Genomic DNA, 14,488 nt, shown 5'->3' on the forward strand with positions numbered 1-14,488 from the left:
TGTCAGACCTTTTGGCCTGACACAGCATGAAAAATATGGGTGAATGTCGCTGCGCCAAGGATCGGGATCACCAGATTCAACAGCGGTATCGACAGCGGAATGGCCATCAGCGTTCCAGCGACCCAGATCGTGGTCGAATGCCTGGCCCGCAATTGGCGCGCGCCATCCCGCCCGATCCGGCGCATTGCAGCCAGCGTGAAGTATTCCCGCCCCAACAGGAACCCGTTCATGGCCCAGAAGATGAAGGGCGCAAACGGGGTGAAGACCGCATAGAGGATCAGCGCCAGCAGGTTTGCGACAATCAGCACGCCAAGAAAGCTGAGGCCGTCAAACAGGGCCTCCGACACCGGGATGCGTCGTGCAGGTGGCAAGGCTGGAAAATGCTTGTCCTCGACCGCTTGTGCCACTTCGTCCAGAAAGATCGATGTGATGGCTGACGCCACCGGCACCATCAGGAAAACAGGCAGGATCAGGACGAGAACGATACCTGAATAGTTCAGAACGTCGTTCAGCCATGGCACTGCGCCGACGAACGGCAGAGAGATTTCACTGCCCGACAACCAGTTGATCAAACTGATCGCACCCGCACAGGCAAGACCCAGCAACAGGATGGTCAAACCTACACCGCGCAGCAGAACGGCGCGGAACTTAGGATCTCCGATCTGGCTTAGCGCGCTGAAAAAGGCGTTCAGGATGATCATTCTGTGATCCATTCCGTTATGGCTGCCACATCGGGCCGCGGGCGTTCGGGTGGGGCAGTTCCTTCGGTGGCGATATGTATCAGCCCGGCGACACGCTCGTTCTTGGCAAGGCCAAAGGCGTCGACACAGAAGTCGTGGTCGTGGGTTTGCCAACCTGTCAGCCAGTTTGCACCCCAGCCCGCGGCCAGCGCGGCATTCAGCAGGGCCAGACAGACCGCGCCCGCAGAATAGGTTTGTTCGATCGCGGGTATTTTCTCGGACGGTTTTTGTACTTCGATTACGGCTACGGCCAGTTGTCCCATGTCAAATTGGCTGCGTGCTTTTGTAATATCTTCCGGACTTTTCTTAAGTCTTTGCCCGCAGGCTTCGGTCAGGGTTGCCAGTCTTGCCATGGCCCCCTGTTCCAGAACGATAAATCGCCAGGGTTCCAGTTTTCCGTGATCGGGGCTGCGTGCAGCTGCGATCAGCAAGGGGCGCAACTCATCCCGTGTCGGGGCCGGGGCCACCAGTGTCTTGGCGGGTCGGGACCGGCGCGACTGCAAAAACTCCAGAGCAGCGGGGTTTTTCTTGGACATATGTTAACTTCCTTTACATCACGTCTCTGTATCTTGGTCGGCATGCCGAGGGTTTCAAGGGCGCGGCGACGGATCGCGTGGATCAATTTCATTCCACCGCCCATCATGCAAGACTATTGAGGGAAGGGGCGACAATGGCGAAATCAAACTACGAGATCTGCCGGATCTCAGCGCGCAGGCGCACGCCGGGACAACGTTTCATCTGAAAGTAACACCCAAGGCTGCGCGCGACCGGGTGGTCGTGGAAGACGGGCAGATCAGGGTATTTGTCACGGCACCGCCTGACAGTGGTAAAGCCAACCATGCGGTTCAGGTAATTCTTGCGAAATGTCTTGGCGTCGCGCCTTCGACACTGTCACTCAAGCAGGGGCAAACTTCGCGCAGCAAGGTTTTTGTCTATGCGCCCTAAGATCCCGATTCACGGATCTGGTAAACTCCCTCGGGCAGGTCCAGCGCTGCGGCCAGATCGCGGACCTGTTCGGGCGACAAGGTGATCTTTTGCACCTGGTCGGTTCGCGGATCAAACTGTTCCAGCGTGACGCATTCGGCGAAATTGTTGATCACAACATCCTCCTGCAAAGGTTTTTCACCTTCGTCCACAAGCGTTATGACCGTCGAGTCGAATTCATGCTCAATCGAAAACATAAGGACAGAGTGCAAGCCGTCGACGCGCAATGCAAGACGTTCGTTTCAAAGCATTGTGTGGTCACTCTGAACAGCACGTACTATGTTGAAATCACGGTCAGACCGAGCCGAAGGATGTAACATGCGCAGACGCTTTGTTTTGGTGCTTCCCCTGCTGCTTGCGGCCTGTGCGGAAGGTGCACTGCGCGTGCAACCCGCCGCGGATTGGCTGGGTGAAGGGCCGGAGTCCGAAACCATGGCCCAGACCTTTCGCGAAGTCAGCCAGAACATTGGGGCCGAGGCTCGCAGCCAGTGTTTGAAACAATCAAGGCTTCAGAAATGCGATTTCCGGATTCTCGTTGATCTGAACCCACGTGCGCCGGCCAATGCGTTTCAGACATTGGACGACCAGAAGCAACCCACCATAATCTTTACACTTGCGATGATCCGTTCCACACAAATGCAGATGAACTGGCTTTTGTCATGGGGCACGAGGCGGCCCATCACGTTTTGGGCCACATCGCACGGCAAAGCGAAAATGCCAGCGCAAGCGCAACTGAGTTCGGAAAGGCGGAAAAGCTGCGCGGGGGCGACGCCGCCGACATAGAAGAGGCCCAGAAAGTTGGGGCGCAGGTTGGTGTTCAGGCTTATGTGAAGGATTTTGAGCTTGAGGCTGACCAGATGGGCACGATCATTACACATAATGCGGGCTACAACCCGCTGGTTGGGGCGAAGTTCTTTGACCGGATTCCGGATCCCGGCGACAGGTTTCTGGGCACCCACCCGCCAAACGCGCAGCGCGTTCACATCGTGCTTGAAACCGCGACACAACTGGGACTGGCACAATGACTGATCTTGTGCGCCTTGGCGTGATTTTGACGGATCGCGGGTCGAAATATGCGGTTTCCGGGGCGCGCGTGGTATCACGCGCGGAAGTTGACGCGGTTTTGGACCAACTGAAGTCCGATAAATCTTATGCCAAGGCCACACATAACACCTGGGCCGCCTCCTTGCCGACCGGTGCGCTGAAGGCCGATGATGGGGAAAGTGGCGCCGGTATGGTAATCCTGCGGATGATCGAGCGTGCAGGGCTGGACAATCACGTGATCATCGTCACCCGCTGGTACGGAGGCAAAAAAGCTGGGTGGGGACCGTTTTCGCCGCGTTCAGGATGCAACCCGGGCCTATCTGGACCACATCGGCGCCCAATCTTGACCTGTATCAAAGTCCGACCTTCCGGATGCGCTAGGATTTCGTAAAGCGCGAAAGGGAAAGGACACAGCATGCCCACCCGAGAGTCCTTGCGGCTTCATGCCGGATTGGTGGACGATATGGCCAGAATGCTGGACATCGATCTTGAGGAAGCAGCCATTGGCGGCAAGCTATCTGTCGACCAGATTTCTGACGCAGTTCTGCGATGTACCGATTGCCCGAACCCGGATCATTGTCAGGATCTGCTTAAAAAAATGGCGACGGCTGGGCGGACACCGGAGTATTGTCGTAACCAGGAGTTACTGCACAAATTGATGCCTTAACTGTCAGGTTCGCCATGCCACGTCTCGGTGAAATCATGGCCCATCTTCGTTTGGTGTTGCGGATGGGCGAGGTCACAGGAACCGACCTGGCCGCAGCCTATCGGGATGGTCACCTGAAACATGAGGATTGGGCCGAGATCGTGCAACAGTGTCGCGGCTGTACCTGGGCCAGAACCTGTCCGGAGTGGCTGGAACGGCGCGAACAGATTGATCATGCCCCGTGCACATGCCCGAACCGCGGTCGATTCAAGGCCATCAAAGCTTGCAAGCGGAGGACGCGTGATGCCTCGGGATATTCTGGGTGAGGTCGAAAAGCACTTTGGTTGACGCGCTCTGTTTCCCGCAGCATGGGAATTTCACTGAGCGAAGCCATGGCCGAAGGGCGGTTGTCGCCCGAAGGATACGCTGAGCTGGTCACGCGCTGTCGCGCCTCGGGCTGTGATGCGCAATGCGCCAACTGGCTGGCTCAGCGGCAGAATCCAGCGGAAACGGCCCCGGATTTCTGTGCAAATTCAGAGACGCTGAACAGATTGAAGGGCTGATCAAAGGTCTTTATGCGTTCCATCGCACAACGGCGCGTTTGCACTGTGTTTGCACCCGCAAAAAAAGACCTTTTTGCTGGCCTCGGCCGTATATTTCACCGGTTCGAACCCGCTGTCTTTATGTGAGCCATCGCAAAAGGGTTGCCGGTTCGACTTTCCACACGCGCACCAGAAATAGGTTTTTCCTTCGGCAACTTCGACTGGAAAAGGGGTTTTCTGGGCAATAACGGGTGTGTCTGACATCTGGCTTCTCCGTATTTGGCTGAAACGTCACACAGTTTAGGACGATGCAGACAAAAAGGTAGCTGTAATGCCGCAAGGATCATCGTTTGGGCTTCGAACTGGCATGGAATCGCTCTTCCTCACAAGGAAGTGACCGTTTTAGTTGCCAGATTGCCGTTCAGCCCGTACTCTGGAAGCGGCCCGAAAAGCTGGGCAATATCAGAAAAGTAATAGAGGATTGACGGACATGAAACTGAAACTTGCAGCCGTTGGCGCATTTGCCCTGGTCCTGACCGCTTGTGCGCAGCAGGAAGAACCGACCCCTGTTTACGTACAACCCGACTATGACAAGTATGGCTCGGCCAGCTGCTCGGCAGGCTATGAACTGGCAACAACCGAAGCAGGTCAAACCGTCTGCAACCCGGTTTCTCAGTAAGCTTTTCGCAGGCGGTTTGACTACGGACCGCCTGCACCATTTTCAGGAATTTTCGCCGCCATTCATGGCGGTTTTTTCTACCTGAGCTGTACTTCGTAACTATTGACCCGAAAACACTATGGGGCAGGCTACTGGCGTTAAACGGGTTTCCCCCACAGATCGTATTCCCCCGCCTCGTCCACTTCGACGGTGACGATATCGCCGGGTTTGAAGCCTTCGAAGCCCTCGTCAATGAACAGGTTGCCGTCGATCTCAGGCGCGTCCGATTTGGTGCGGCAGGTGGCGGCTTCGTCATCCACTTCGTCGACGATTACTTGAAGCGTTTGTCCGACTTTAGCTTGCAACTTGGCTTCTGAAATGGCCTGAGCCTTTTCCATGAAGCGATCCCACCGCTCTTGCTTGATTTCGGCCGGGACATGATCAGGCAGGTCGTTTGAGCGCGCACCATCCACGTTTTCATATTGAAAACAGCCGACACGATCCAGTTGCGCCTCGTCCATCCAGTCCAGCAGGGTTTGGAATTCGGCCTCGGTCTCACCCGGATAGCCAACGATAAAGGTCGAACGCAGGGTGATATCGGGGCAGATTGCGCGCCAGGCTTGGATTTCGTCCAGAGTTTTGGCCGCTGCGGCGGGGCGGGCCATCCGTTTCAGAACATTCGGGTGAGCGTGCTGGAACGGGATATCCAGATACGGCAATATGTTGGACCCGGCATCCGCCATCAGGGGATCAACTCACGCACATGTGGATAGGGATAGACATAGTGCAGCCGCACCCAGGCATCCATCTGACCTAGTTCACGGGCCAGATCGGTGATGTGGCTGCGCACCTCGCGGTCTTTCCACGGGTTCACATCGTATTTCCGGTCCAGCCCATAGGCCGAAGTATCCTGCGAGATCACCAACAGTTCGCGCACGCCGTTTTCGACCAGCTTTTCCGCCTCGCGCAGAACCGCATGGGCCGGACGGCTGGCCAGTTTTCCTCGCATATCGGGGATGATGCAGAACTTGCATTTGTGGTTACAGCCCTCTGAGATCTTCAGATAACTGTAGTGGCGGGGGGTCAATCGAACGCTGCTGGCGGGCAGCAGATCAACGAACGGGTCAGGGTCAGGGGGAACGGCGGCGTGAACCGCATCCAGAACCTGCTCGTACTGATGCGGTCCGGTGACCGCCATGATGCGGGGGTGGTGCTCGCGGATGTAATCCGGTTCGGCCCCCAGACAGCCGGTGACGATGACCTTGCCGTTTTCAACCAGCGCCTCTCCGATTGCGTCCAGCGATTCCGCCTTGGCGCTGTCGAGGAACCCGCAGGTGTTCACAATGACGGCATCGGCCCCGGCATAATCGGGCGAAATGCCGTATCCTTCAGCACGAAGCCGGGTCAGAATGCGTTCGCTGTCGACCAAAGCTTTTGGACAGCCCAGCGACACCATGCCGATCGTCGGCTGGTTTGAACGGGGTGTCTCGGTGATCCGGGCGGCCGGAGCCAGGTCGGGGCGGAGGTTTGGCGGGTTCGTCGTCATGGCGCGGCATATAGTGGGGAAAGCTTCCTCTTGCAAATGTGACGTGCGATTTGAATGATCGCGGCAAAGACAAGCCAAAAGGCGGAGAGCAGATCATGAAATGGCTGATACGCATCCTGTTTATTGTTGTGGCAGTGATTGCGCTGGTAATTGGCGCGCTTTTGCTGATGCCCGGAGACAAGCTTGGCGCGATTCTGGCTGAGCAGGTCAAAGCCCAGACCGGGCGCGAACTGAGATTGAGCGGCGACGTGCGCCTGTCGTTCTGGCCGGTGCTGGGGATGGAAACCGGGCCCGTGCGTTTTGGGAACGCCAGCTGGGCCGGGCCAGAGCCGATGCTGAGCGCTGATAGCCTTGCCGTGGGCGTGGATGCTGCTGCGCTTTTGAATGGGGATCTGCGGATCAAACGCGTTTTCGCGGAAAACCCGGTGCTGCGGCTGGAGCGTTCGCAAGGGCGCGGAAACTGGGAGCTGAGCGCGCCTGTGACCACCGCGACGGCCACACCGTCTGCAGGGACGGTTCCGGCCAGCGCATCGTCGGCCGTAACTTTGGAAGAGTTGCAGCTTAATAATGCGCGACTGATCTATGTGGAAGACGGTGCCACGCAGATGGACTTTCCTGATGTAACCTTGTCGGCCAGTTGGCCTCAGGTCACTGCACCGATGGTAATGGAGGCATCAATGCCTGTACCCGGAGGTGCTGTTCAGGTCGATCTGAAGATTCCGGACTTGCCAGCTTTTGCCGCAGGGTCCGTAACCGCGCTTGAATTGGCCCTGACTGCACCGGGCGGCAAGATCGGCTTTGACGGCCACGTCAATCTGGCCGGAGAGATGGACGGAACCACAAAGATCATCACCCAAGATACAGAAAAGATGCTGGCGGCCTTCGGTCAGGCGGGCGTGACTGTGCCGTCTGGATTGGGTAACGTTGCCGATATCTCTGCGCAAATGACCTATACGCGGGACGGTCGGATTTCCCTGCGAAATATGACAGCGCAGTTGGATGGCAACCGGTTTGTCGGAGAGGCGGATATCACCATTTCCGATCCCCCTCAGATCGTCGCACGCCTGGATGCGGGCGATCTGGACCTGTCGAAGATATCCGAAACCGGCACCGGGTCGGGTGGCGCGTCTCAACCTGCCTCACCAGCTCAGGAAGGTTGGTCAAAAGACCCAATCGACGCATCCGCGTTGGCTTTGGCGAATGGCAATATTCGCCTGACGGCCAACTCAATCGCAGTTCCCGGCATGACGTTTGGGAAAAGTGACCTGACGCTGACACTGGATCACGCGCGGGCGGTTCTTGCGATGCATCCGGCGACGTTGTTTTCGGGTCAGTTGAACGGGCAGGTGGTTGCCAACAATCGCAATGGCCTGTCCGTGGGCGGCAAGGTGACGGCAAGTGAGATTGATCTGAATCAGGCATTGTCAACGTTGGCCGGTGTCGAACGCCTGTCGGGAAGCGCGGCAGGAACCATTGAGTTTCTGGGTGTCGGTCAGTCTGAGGATCAGATCATGCGGTCTCTCAGCGGTAAGGGAAATCTGGATGTCGGGACGGGGGTAATATCCGGTTTCGATCTGGATCGACTTATGGGGCAGGGGACCGGATCGGGCGGAACAACGGTGTTCAACAGCCTGTCGGCCAGCTTCACCATCGATCAGGGTGTGTTGACGAATAACGATCTGCTTATGTCGCTTAAGAATTTCCGCGCCGATGGTCAGGGGGTCGTGGGGCTGGGTGCGCGCAATATCGATTATCTGTTCACGCCCGTAGCTTTGCGGGCCAATTCGGGGCAGGGCATATCGGTGCCTGTGCGTATCGTTGGCCCGTGGAGCAACCCGTCAATCAAGCCGGATCTGACCAAGGTCATCGAAGCAGCGGCAGATGTGAAGGTCAAAGAGCTGGAAAACGACGCGAAACAGAAAGTTTTCGAGAAGGTTGGAAACGAGCTGGATACCACCATCACGGACAGCGATCAGATCGAAGATGCGCTTAAGAACAAGCTTGAAGAAGAGGCGAAGAAAGGGCTGCTCAAACTGTTTGGCGGCAACTGAGCAAGTGTTGCGCTTGGGGCAATCAGATATGCCCCAAGCAGTTTTCTTCAGATGGTCTGGTCGTAATCTCCAACACCGGGTTCGGTTCTGATCACCGCATCGATATCGACAAAGATCGCCCGCATCTCAGCCTCGCTTTCGCTGCTTTCACAGACGACCACCAGATTGGGTGTGTTGGATGAAGCCCGCACCAGCCCCCAGCTGCCATTGTCCAGAATGACACGTGCGCCGTTCACCGTAACGACCTCTTTGATCGCACGGCCTGCGAGTGTTTCGCCCGCATCTCCCTTGGCAACGAGCTTGTCGACCAGACGCTGCAGGATATCGTATTTTTCGGTATCTGCTGCATAAGGTGACATGGTGGGCGTTGACCATGTTTTGGGCAGCGCCTTGCGCAGGTCGGACATGCTTTGATCCGGGTTGCGGTTCATCAGCTTGCAGATCTCGACCGCTACGCGCATTCCGCAGTCATAACCGCGCCCGACCGGCTCGGCCAGAAAGTAATGGCCCGACTTTTCGAACCCAGCCAGCGCGCCGATTTCCTTGACGCGCCGTTTCATGTGGCTGTGGCCGGTTTTCCAGTAATCTGCCTTGACGCCAAGGGCCTGCAACTCGGGATCGCTGGCAAACAGGCCGGTAGATTTCACATCTGCGACAAAGGTCGATCCGGGGTGCAGCTTGGCAAGATCGCGGGCCATGATCACACCCACCTTGTCGGCAAAGATTTCTTCGCCTTCATCATCTACGACGCCACAACGATCACCGTCACCGTCAAACCCAAGTGCCAGATCGGCACCGCTGGATTTTACCGTTGCCGCCATGTCATGCAGCATTTCCATCGCTTCGGGGTTCGGGTTGTAATTCGGGAAAGTGTAATCCAACCGGTTATGGCTGGGGACGACCTCAACCCCCATCCGTTCGAAGATTTCGGGCGCAAAGGCCGAAGCGGTGCCGTTTCCGGTTGCGCAGACAATCTTTAGCGGGCGGGACACTTTGAAATCACCGACGAGGTCGTCGATATACGCTTCCTTCACGCCCTCGACGAATTCCCAAGATCCACCCTCATGCGTCTGACCTTCGCCGTTTAGAACGATGTCGCGCAATTCAGACATCTCGTCGGGGCCGTGTGTCAAAGGGCGGTCAAAGCCCATTTTGACCCCAGTCCAGCCGTTTGGATTGTGGCTGGCCGTAACCATCGCCACGGCCGGTACATCCAGATGAAACTGCGCGAAATAGGCCATTGGGCTAAGCGCAGGGCCAATGTCTTTCACGCGGATACCGGCCTGCATCAATCCCAGGATCAGGGCGTTTTTGATCGCCAGTGAATAGTCACGATAATCGTTTCCTACGGCGATCACGGGTTCGATCCCGCGCCTGCGCATTTGGGTACCCAGCCCAAGGCCCAGCGCTGTCATGCCTGGAAGGTTGATCTCTTCCGGATATTTCCAGCGGGCGTCATATTCGCGAAACCCGGTGGGTTTGATCATCGCGTCGCGCAGAAAACTCCAGGTGTTCGGTGTTACCTCGGGAATTGGTTTGGTCATAACAAGTCTCAGTAGTTAAATCTGAATAGGATCAGCTTTGGACAGCGCATCGAAGCGCATCAAAGTGTCAATGAGTTGGGGCATCTGATCCAACGGAATCATGTTGGGCCCATCCGAAGGGGCATTGTCCGGATCCTGGTGTGTTTCAATGAACACCGCGCCAATACCCAGCGACACGGCGGCGCGCGCCATGACCGGTGCAAATTCGCGTTGCCCGCCCGAGGAGCCACCTTTTCCTCCCGGTTGCTGCACGGAATGGGTCGCATCCATCACCACCGGGTATCCGGTTTGGGCCATTTGCGGCAGGGACCGCATATCAGCCACCAGCGTGTTATAGCCGAACGAAGTGCCACGTTCGGTCAGCAGGATATTCGTGTTGCCTGTGCTTTCGATCTTGGACACGATATTGGGCATCTCCCACGGCGCAAGAAACTGACCCTTTTTCACATTGACCACTGCTCCCGTATTGCCCGCAGCCAGCAGCATATCCGTCTGGCGGCACAAGAACGCCGGGATTTGCAGGACATCTACCGCCTTGGCAGCGATGGCGCACTGCGCTTCGGTATGAACATCGGTCAGGACCGGTATGCCCATTGTCTTGCGGATACCGTCCAGAACCTGCAACCCCGCATCAATGCCCATGCCGCGCTTGCCGGACAGCGAGGTCCGGTTCGCCTTGTCATAAGATGCCTTGAAGACATATTGCGCACCGGCTGCATCGCAGGCCTCTTTCATCTTGCCAGCAATCATCTGTGCGTGGTCTGCCGTTTCAAGCTGGCAAGGGCCTGCAATGATGGTCAGCGGAAGGTCGTTGCCGACTGTCAGGTCGGAGATTTTTACATGTTTCATGAGTCTTATGAGGATACCTGTTCACGAAGGACCGACGCGGTAAGCGAGATCATGAGGTAGATACCAGCAAACAACAGGAATGCCAAAATCGTATTTTCGAACTTGCGCGGATAGCTGGGTTCCTGACTTGGGATCGGGTTCACCGAGACGGTCAGGTAACGCACCTGCCGGTTAGCTTCGGATCGGGTCGATTCCATTTGCTGCATTGCCGTTTGCAGCATCATGTCCCGTGCCGCCAGATCCGCCTGAGCGATCTGGATGCGCACGCTCAACCGCGCCAGCGAATTTTCGCCATCGGAAGCATCCTGCATCTCGGCATTTAGTTGTTCCAGCACCTTTTCAAGCCGGGCAATGTCAGCCTTGACGCCGTCGACCTTGGCTTTGTTCGGACGCAGGTTGTCTTGCAGGGCGGCAAGTTCAAGCTCTTTGTCCTGCACCAATATCTCGATCTCGTTGATGCGGGCGCGGAGGCTGGCAATGACATTCTCGGGGTCCAGTACCGCCCCTTGAAGCTGAAGTTCGATCAATTCCTCCTGCGCCTGCCGCCGCGCCTCCTGCGCCGCTTCAAAGCTTTCCAATGCGTCGCGCATCTGGTCTTCGCGCTTCTTGCCGGACAGGGCATTCACCCGGGCTTCGGCGTAAGAAATCAAACGCTCCGAGAACTCGGTCGAGGTCTGTGCGTCTGGTGCAACAACCTCCATCCGGATGACCCCTTCGGTTGGATCATACCCGATTGTGATCATGCGTTTGAACAGCTTGTATGCGTCTTCCAGCGTGGCGTCGGGTGATAGCCTTTGAATCGGATCAATCACTTCCTGCTTGAAGACATCAGAAAAACCGGCGTCCCGATCCAGCAGTAACAAAGCCTCTTTCGATTCCAGGAAAGATTGAACCGAGATTGAATCTTGCGTGGTGGCGAATTGCGTTCCAGCGAGCAGCCCGCCGATGGAACCCGGCCCGCCATCGGCTTGCAGGATCAGAAACTCGGAATCGCTGGCATACATCGGGGTGGCGATGCGATAGAAATAAAACCCCACAACAAAGGTCGGAAGGAACACAAAGGCGGCCAGACGCGCGAACAGGCCAAACAGTTTACGCCTGCGTCGGCGCGCGATGTCCTTCTGAATCTGACCGATTTCAAGGTTCCGCCGCTCAGCCGGGCTGAGCTCGGGTCCCGGAAGGTTTGGCGTGCTTGCGCCTATGGATTGCGGCAACTGAATGCTGATCTTGTCTTTGACCTTCGAACTGTCGCCCTGTCCCGAGGGCTTTGCCGCGGCAAGATCAAGAAGGTTCGTGCGCTGAAACGGATCAATGCCTTTCTTGCGCAGCAAGCGCACCGCATCATAGTCCGATGTTGCCGCCAGTCCGTGTTTCTGCGCGAGTTTACGCGCAATACGCAACTGGCGGCCTGTCAGGCCTTCGCGCTTGATGTCGTCAATTTGCGTGCCTGGCTGGGCCTCGGCCGCCGGTGCCTGACCTTGCGTCGCGCCCCGTATGCGCGAGATTGCATCCGCTCGCGCCTCGGCCGAATCGTCCACCTGTCGATTGCTGCGCCAGTTGTACTTTCTAACCTTGGGTTTCGTAGTCATATAGCTGCTTTGCCTCTTCCAAGGAGTCAAACATGTACAATTGCCCGTCCAGCAGAACGGCGGCCTGCTGCGCGAATTTTTCCAAAACAGTCGGGCTGTGCGACACGATCACCAATGTCGTGGTGCGCAACCTTTCCTTCAGGATCGCCCCTGCCTTCTCGTTGAATTCAACATCTGTAGACGCCGGCATCCCTTCATCGACAAGATACATGTCGAAATCCAGCGCCAGCATCAAAGAAAACGTGAATCGAGACCGCATCCCCGAAGAATAGGTGGACAGCGGCTGTTCGAAATATTCACCCAAACCGCAGAGCCATTTGCAATACGCCTCAACATAGTCCGGATCCATGCCGTAAATCTTGGCGATGTATCGCGCGTTCTCAAGCGCCGACAACTTGCCGGTTACACCCCCGGTGAAACCCATGGGGAACGAGACCCGGCATTCGCGGCGGATCACGCCCTCGTCGGGTTTTTCCAGACCGGCCATCATGTTGATCAGCGTGGTTTTGCCAGTACCATTCGGGGCCAGAACGCCCAGCGACGTGCCCAGTTCGACACGGAACGAGACCCTGTCCAGGATCACCTTGCGGCGCGTCCCGGTCCAGAAGGACTTGCTGACATTGTCGAACTCTAGCATTCGGGGCCTGCTGCTCGTTTCCGTTGTGTCGCCGCGCTTTCAGGCGGTCAGAAAGGATGGTTTTTACCGTTCCATGTTGGCTACATTATGTCGAATTATGAAACAAATGTTCAATGCGTTGCTGCCGACCCCTCAAACAACTGATCGGTTGTCGGCAATTCCGCTGCACTTCTAGAAATCTACCGCACCATTATTATGTGGTTTCACACCTGATCCTTGCAAAACAGCTTTGGGAGGTTTTGCAACAAGATGAAAGATTTAGATGGCGAAATCCGCGCGTGCCGCCTGTGCGCCGCGTCCTTTGCGCAAACCAAAACTGCCCATGAACCCCGCCCGGTGGTTTGGTTTCGGCGCGGGACACCCATCCTGATCGCAGGGCAGGCACCGGGTGCGCGCGTGCACGAGTCGGGGCAGCCCTTTACTGACCCGTCAGGCGATAGGCTGCGCCACTGGCTTGGGGTCGATGAACCTGTTTTTTATGATCGTGACCTTGTGTCGATTGTGCCCATGGCATTCTGTTTCCCCGGCTATGATGCCCGCGGCGCGGACCTTCCTCCGCCCGCGATATGCGGCAAAACCTGGCATGACAGGGTGATGCAGGAACTGGGGCAGGTGCCGTTGACGGTGTTGGTCGGTGGTCATGCGCATAAATATCATCTGGGCGCGCGAGGGTCGGTGACGGATACCGTTCGGAACTGGCAGGACCATGCGCCGCGGGTCTTTGCCTTGCCTCATCCGTCCTGGCGGAATACGGCATGGGTAAAGAAAAACCCGTGGTTCGAGGCAGAACTGCTGCCGGTTCTGCGCGCGCGGGTCCAAGAGGTGCTGAATGACTGAAACCACAGCGTTGGACACGGCGCATGCCGCGATGCTGGCAGATCCGCAGAACGATGCTGCCCGTCTGCGGTTTTTTGAACGGCTTGCAGATAGTGAGCTGTTTTTGATGCTGACCGAGGAAGCGATGGGCGAAAACATCTCGCCCGAGGTGTTCGATGTGGCCGACGGGCGCTTTGTGTTGGCGTTCGACCGCGAGGAACGATTGGCGCAGTTTGCCGGGAGGCCTGTGCCTTATGTTGCGCTGTCGGGGCGTGTGTTGTCGGGGATGCTGGCAGGGCAGGGTATCGGGCTGGGCCTGAACCTGGAAACTGCGCCATCATCCATGCTGGTGCCTGCCGAGGCCCTGGGCTGGTTGGCCGAAACGTTGCAGCATGGCCCCAAAGAGGTCGAGGAAAAGCTTGCCGAGTTCATGCCGCCCTCCGGTCTGCCGGACAGCCTGTTGACCGCCCTTGATGCAAAGCTGGCAACTGCTGGCGGGCTTGCCAGTGCGGCCTATCTGGTCGCCACGAAATCCGAAGCGGGCGCTCAGGGTCATTTGCTGGGGTTTGTCGGTGCGGTCGAAGGGGCCGAGCCAGCGCTGGCCAGGGCAGCTTCAGAGGCGTTGACGTTTTCGGGGATCGAAGCGGGGGCGATAGATGTCGGGTTCTTTGCCACAGATGACGCCGCTGCCGCGCTGCTGGCGAAGACGGGGCTTCGCTTTGACCTGCCCGAACCGCAGGTTGCAGATCTGGTACGCGAGGTTCCGGGCAGCAATCCCGCGAAACCGCCAATTCTGAAGTAACGACCAAAAGGCAAACACGCGGCGCATATTGCGCCGCGTG

General features: G+C 57.2%; 17 protein-coding genes and 2 pseudogenes. 10 read left to right on the forward strand and 9 right to left on the reverse strand.

The annotated features are described in order from the left end of the window. Positions 1-2 precede the first annotated feature (2 nt). A complete protein-coding gene (locus ACR3E2_RS00205; protein WP_480482208.1) occupies positions 3-701 on the reverse strand; it encodes an EI24 domain-containing protein in 699 nt (232 codons plus the stop codon). After that, entirely contained in the window at positions 698-1,276 is a 579-nt protein-coding gene (locus tag ACR3E2_RS00210) for a nitroreductase family protein (RefSeq protein WP_480482206.1), read from the reverse strand. Before ACR3E2_RS00210 ends, ACR3E2_RS00205 begins: the two co-directional genes overlap by 4 nt. A gap of 202 nt (positions 1,277-1,478) precedes the next feature. Here ACR3E2_RS00210 and ACR3E2_RS00215 point away from each other — a divergent pair, with 202 nt between their 5' ends. Next, a complete protein-coding gene (locus ACR3E2_RS00215) occupies positions 1,479-1,685 on the forward strand; it encodes a DUF167 domain-containing protein (RefSeq protein ID WP_480492809.1) in 207 nt (68 codons plus the stop codon). On the opposite strand, the gene ACR3E2_RS00220 is transcribed toward ACR3E2_RS00215, so the two are convergent. After that, the gene (locus tag ACR3E2_RS00220; RefSeq protein WP_480482202.1) at positions 1,682-1,921 is read right to left on the reverse strand and encodes a hypothetical protein; all 240 of its coding nucleotides are present in this window, start codon (positions 1,919-1,921) and stop codon (positions 1,682-1,684) included. The genes ACR3E2_RS00215 and ACR3E2_RS00220 overlap by 4 nt on opposite strands. 462 nt (positions 1,922-2,383) lie before the next feature. Between ACR3E2_RS00220 and ACR3E2_RS00225 the strand changes: the two genes are divergently transcribed. From ACR3E2_RS00225 to ACR3E2_RS00245, 5 genes and pseudogenes are all read left to right on the forward strand, one after another. Further along, complete coding sequence (locus tag ACR3E2_RS00225) at positions 2,384-2,749, forward strand: M48 family metalloprotease (protein WP_480492608.1); 366 nt, start codon at positions 2,384-2,386, stop codon at positions 2,747-2,749. After that, a pseudogene (locus tag ACR3E2_RS00230) lies at positions 2,746-3,115 on the forward strand (YigZ family protein). Before ACR3E2_RS00225 ends, ACR3E2_RS00230 begins: the two are co-directional and overlap by 4 nt. Positions 3,116-3,183: 68 nt before the next feature. Further along, complete coding sequence (locus ACR3E2_RS00235) at positions 3,184-3,435, forward strand: DUF6455 family protein (protein WP_267366457.1); 252 nt, start codon at positions 3,184-3,186, stop codon at positions 3,433-3,435. Between the two features lie 14 nt (positions 3,436-3,449). Then, the gene (locus ACR3E2_RS00240; protein ID WP_480482196.1) at positions 3,450-3,740 is read left to right on the forward strand and encodes a DUF6455 family protein; all 291 of its coding nucleotides are present in this window, start codon (positions 3,450-3,452) and stop codon (positions 3,738-3,740) included. 42 nt (positions 3,741-3,782) lie between these two features. Further along, entirely contained in the window at positions 3,783-3,977 is a 195-nt protein-coding gene (locus tag ACR3E2_RS00245; RefSeq protein WP_480492610.1) for a DUF6455 family protein, read from the forward strand. Here the strand turns inward: ACR3E2_RS00245 and ACR3E2_RS00250 are convergent, their stop codons facing one another. After that, entirely contained in the window at positions 3,978-4,220 is a 243-nt protein-coding gene (locus ACR3E2_RS00250) for a CDGSH iron-sulfur domain-containing protein (RefSeq protein WP_480475549.1), read from the reverse strand. Positions 4,221-4,446: 226 nt separating this feature from the next. On the opposite strand from ACR3E2_RS00250, the gene ACR3E2_RS00255 reads away from it, so the two are divergent. Continuing rightward, complete coding sequence (locus ACR3E2_RS00255) at positions 4,447-4,635, forward strand: hypothetical protein (protein ID WP_209504738.1); 189 nt, start codon at positions 4,447-4,449, stop codon at positions 4,633-4,635. A gap of 137 nt (positions 4,636-4,772) precedes the next feature. On the opposite strand, the pseudogene rimO reads toward ACR3E2_RS00255, so the two are convergent. Continuing rightward, positions 4,773-6,160: pseudogene (rimO, locus tag ACR3E2_RS00260) on the reverse strand (30S ribosomal protein S12 methylthiotransferase RimO). Between the two features lie 95 nt (positions 6,161-6,255). Here rimO and ACR3E2_RS00265 point away from each other — a divergent pair. After that, positions 6,256-8,211 carry an AsmA family protein gene (locus ACR3E2_RS00265; protein WP_480482192.1) on the forward strand — a complete coding sequence of 652 codons (1,956 nt, stop codon included), beginning with the start codon at positions 6,256-6,258 and terminating at the stop codon, positions 8,209-8,211. A 47-nt stretch (positions 8,212-8,258) separates the two neighbouring features. On the opposite strand, the gene ACR3E2_RS00270 is transcribed toward ACR3E2_RS00265, so the two are convergent. Genes ACR3E2_RS00270 through ACR3E2_RS00285 form a run of 4 tightly spaced genes read right to left on the reverse strand, consistent with a single transcriptional unit; the run spans position 8,259 to position 12,830 of the window. Beyond that, a complete protein-coding gene (locus ACR3E2_RS00270) occupies positions 8,259-9,755 on the reverse strand; it encodes a phosphomannomutase/phosphoglucomutase (RefSeq protein WP_480482190.1) in 1,497 nt (498 codons plus the stop codon). Positions 9,756-9,770: 15 nt separating this feature from the next. Next, positions 9,771-10,604: a 3-deoxy-8-phosphooctulonate synthase gene (kdsA, locus tag ACR3E2_RS00275; RefSeq protein ID WP_480482188.1), complete on the reverse strand. Its 834-nt coding sequence runs from the start codon at positions 10,602-10,604 to the stop codon at positions 9,771-9,773. Positions 10,605-10,609: 5 nt separating this feature from the next. Next, complete coding sequence (locus ACR3E2_RS00280) at positions 10,610-12,193, reverse strand: KpsE/RkpR family capsule polysaccharide export protein (protein WP_480482186.1); 1,584 nt, start codon at positions 12,191-12,193, stop codon at positions 10,610-10,612. Further along, positions 12,171-12,830 carry an ABC transporter ATP-binding protein gene (locus ACR3E2_RS00285; RefSeq protein WP_209504732.1) on the reverse strand — a complete coding sequence of 220 codons (660 nt, stop codon included), beginning with the start codon at positions 12,828-12,830 and terminating at the stop codon, positions 12,171-12,173. The genes ACR3E2_RS00280 and ACR3E2_RS00285 overlap by 23 nt, the downstream gene beginning before the upstream one ends. A 249-nt stretch (positions 12,831-13,079) precedes the next feature. On the opposite strand from ACR3E2_RS00285, the gene ACR3E2_RS00290 reads away from it, so the two are divergent. Both ACR3E2_RS00290 and ACR3E2_RS00295 read left to right on the forward strand, forming a co-directional pair. Continuing rightward, on the forward strand, positions 13,080-13,667 hold the full coding sequence (locus ACR3E2_RS00290) for a uracil-DNA glycosylase family protein (RefSeq protein WP_267364354.1): 588 nt from the start codon (positions 13,080-13,082) through the stop codon (positions 13,665-13,667). Continuing rightward, positions 13,660-14,448 carry an SseB family protein gene (locus tag ACR3E2_RS00295; protein WP_480482184.1) on the forward strand — a complete coding sequence of 263 codons (789 nt, stop codon included), beginning with the start codon at positions 13,660-13,662 and terminating at the stop codon, positions 14,446-14,448. Before ACR3E2_RS00290 ends, ACR3E2_RS00295 begins: the two co-directional genes overlap by 8 nt. Positions 14,449-14,488: the final 40 nt, after the last annotated feature.

It is taken from the genome of Ruegeria sp. AL7 (assembly GCF_056536105.1).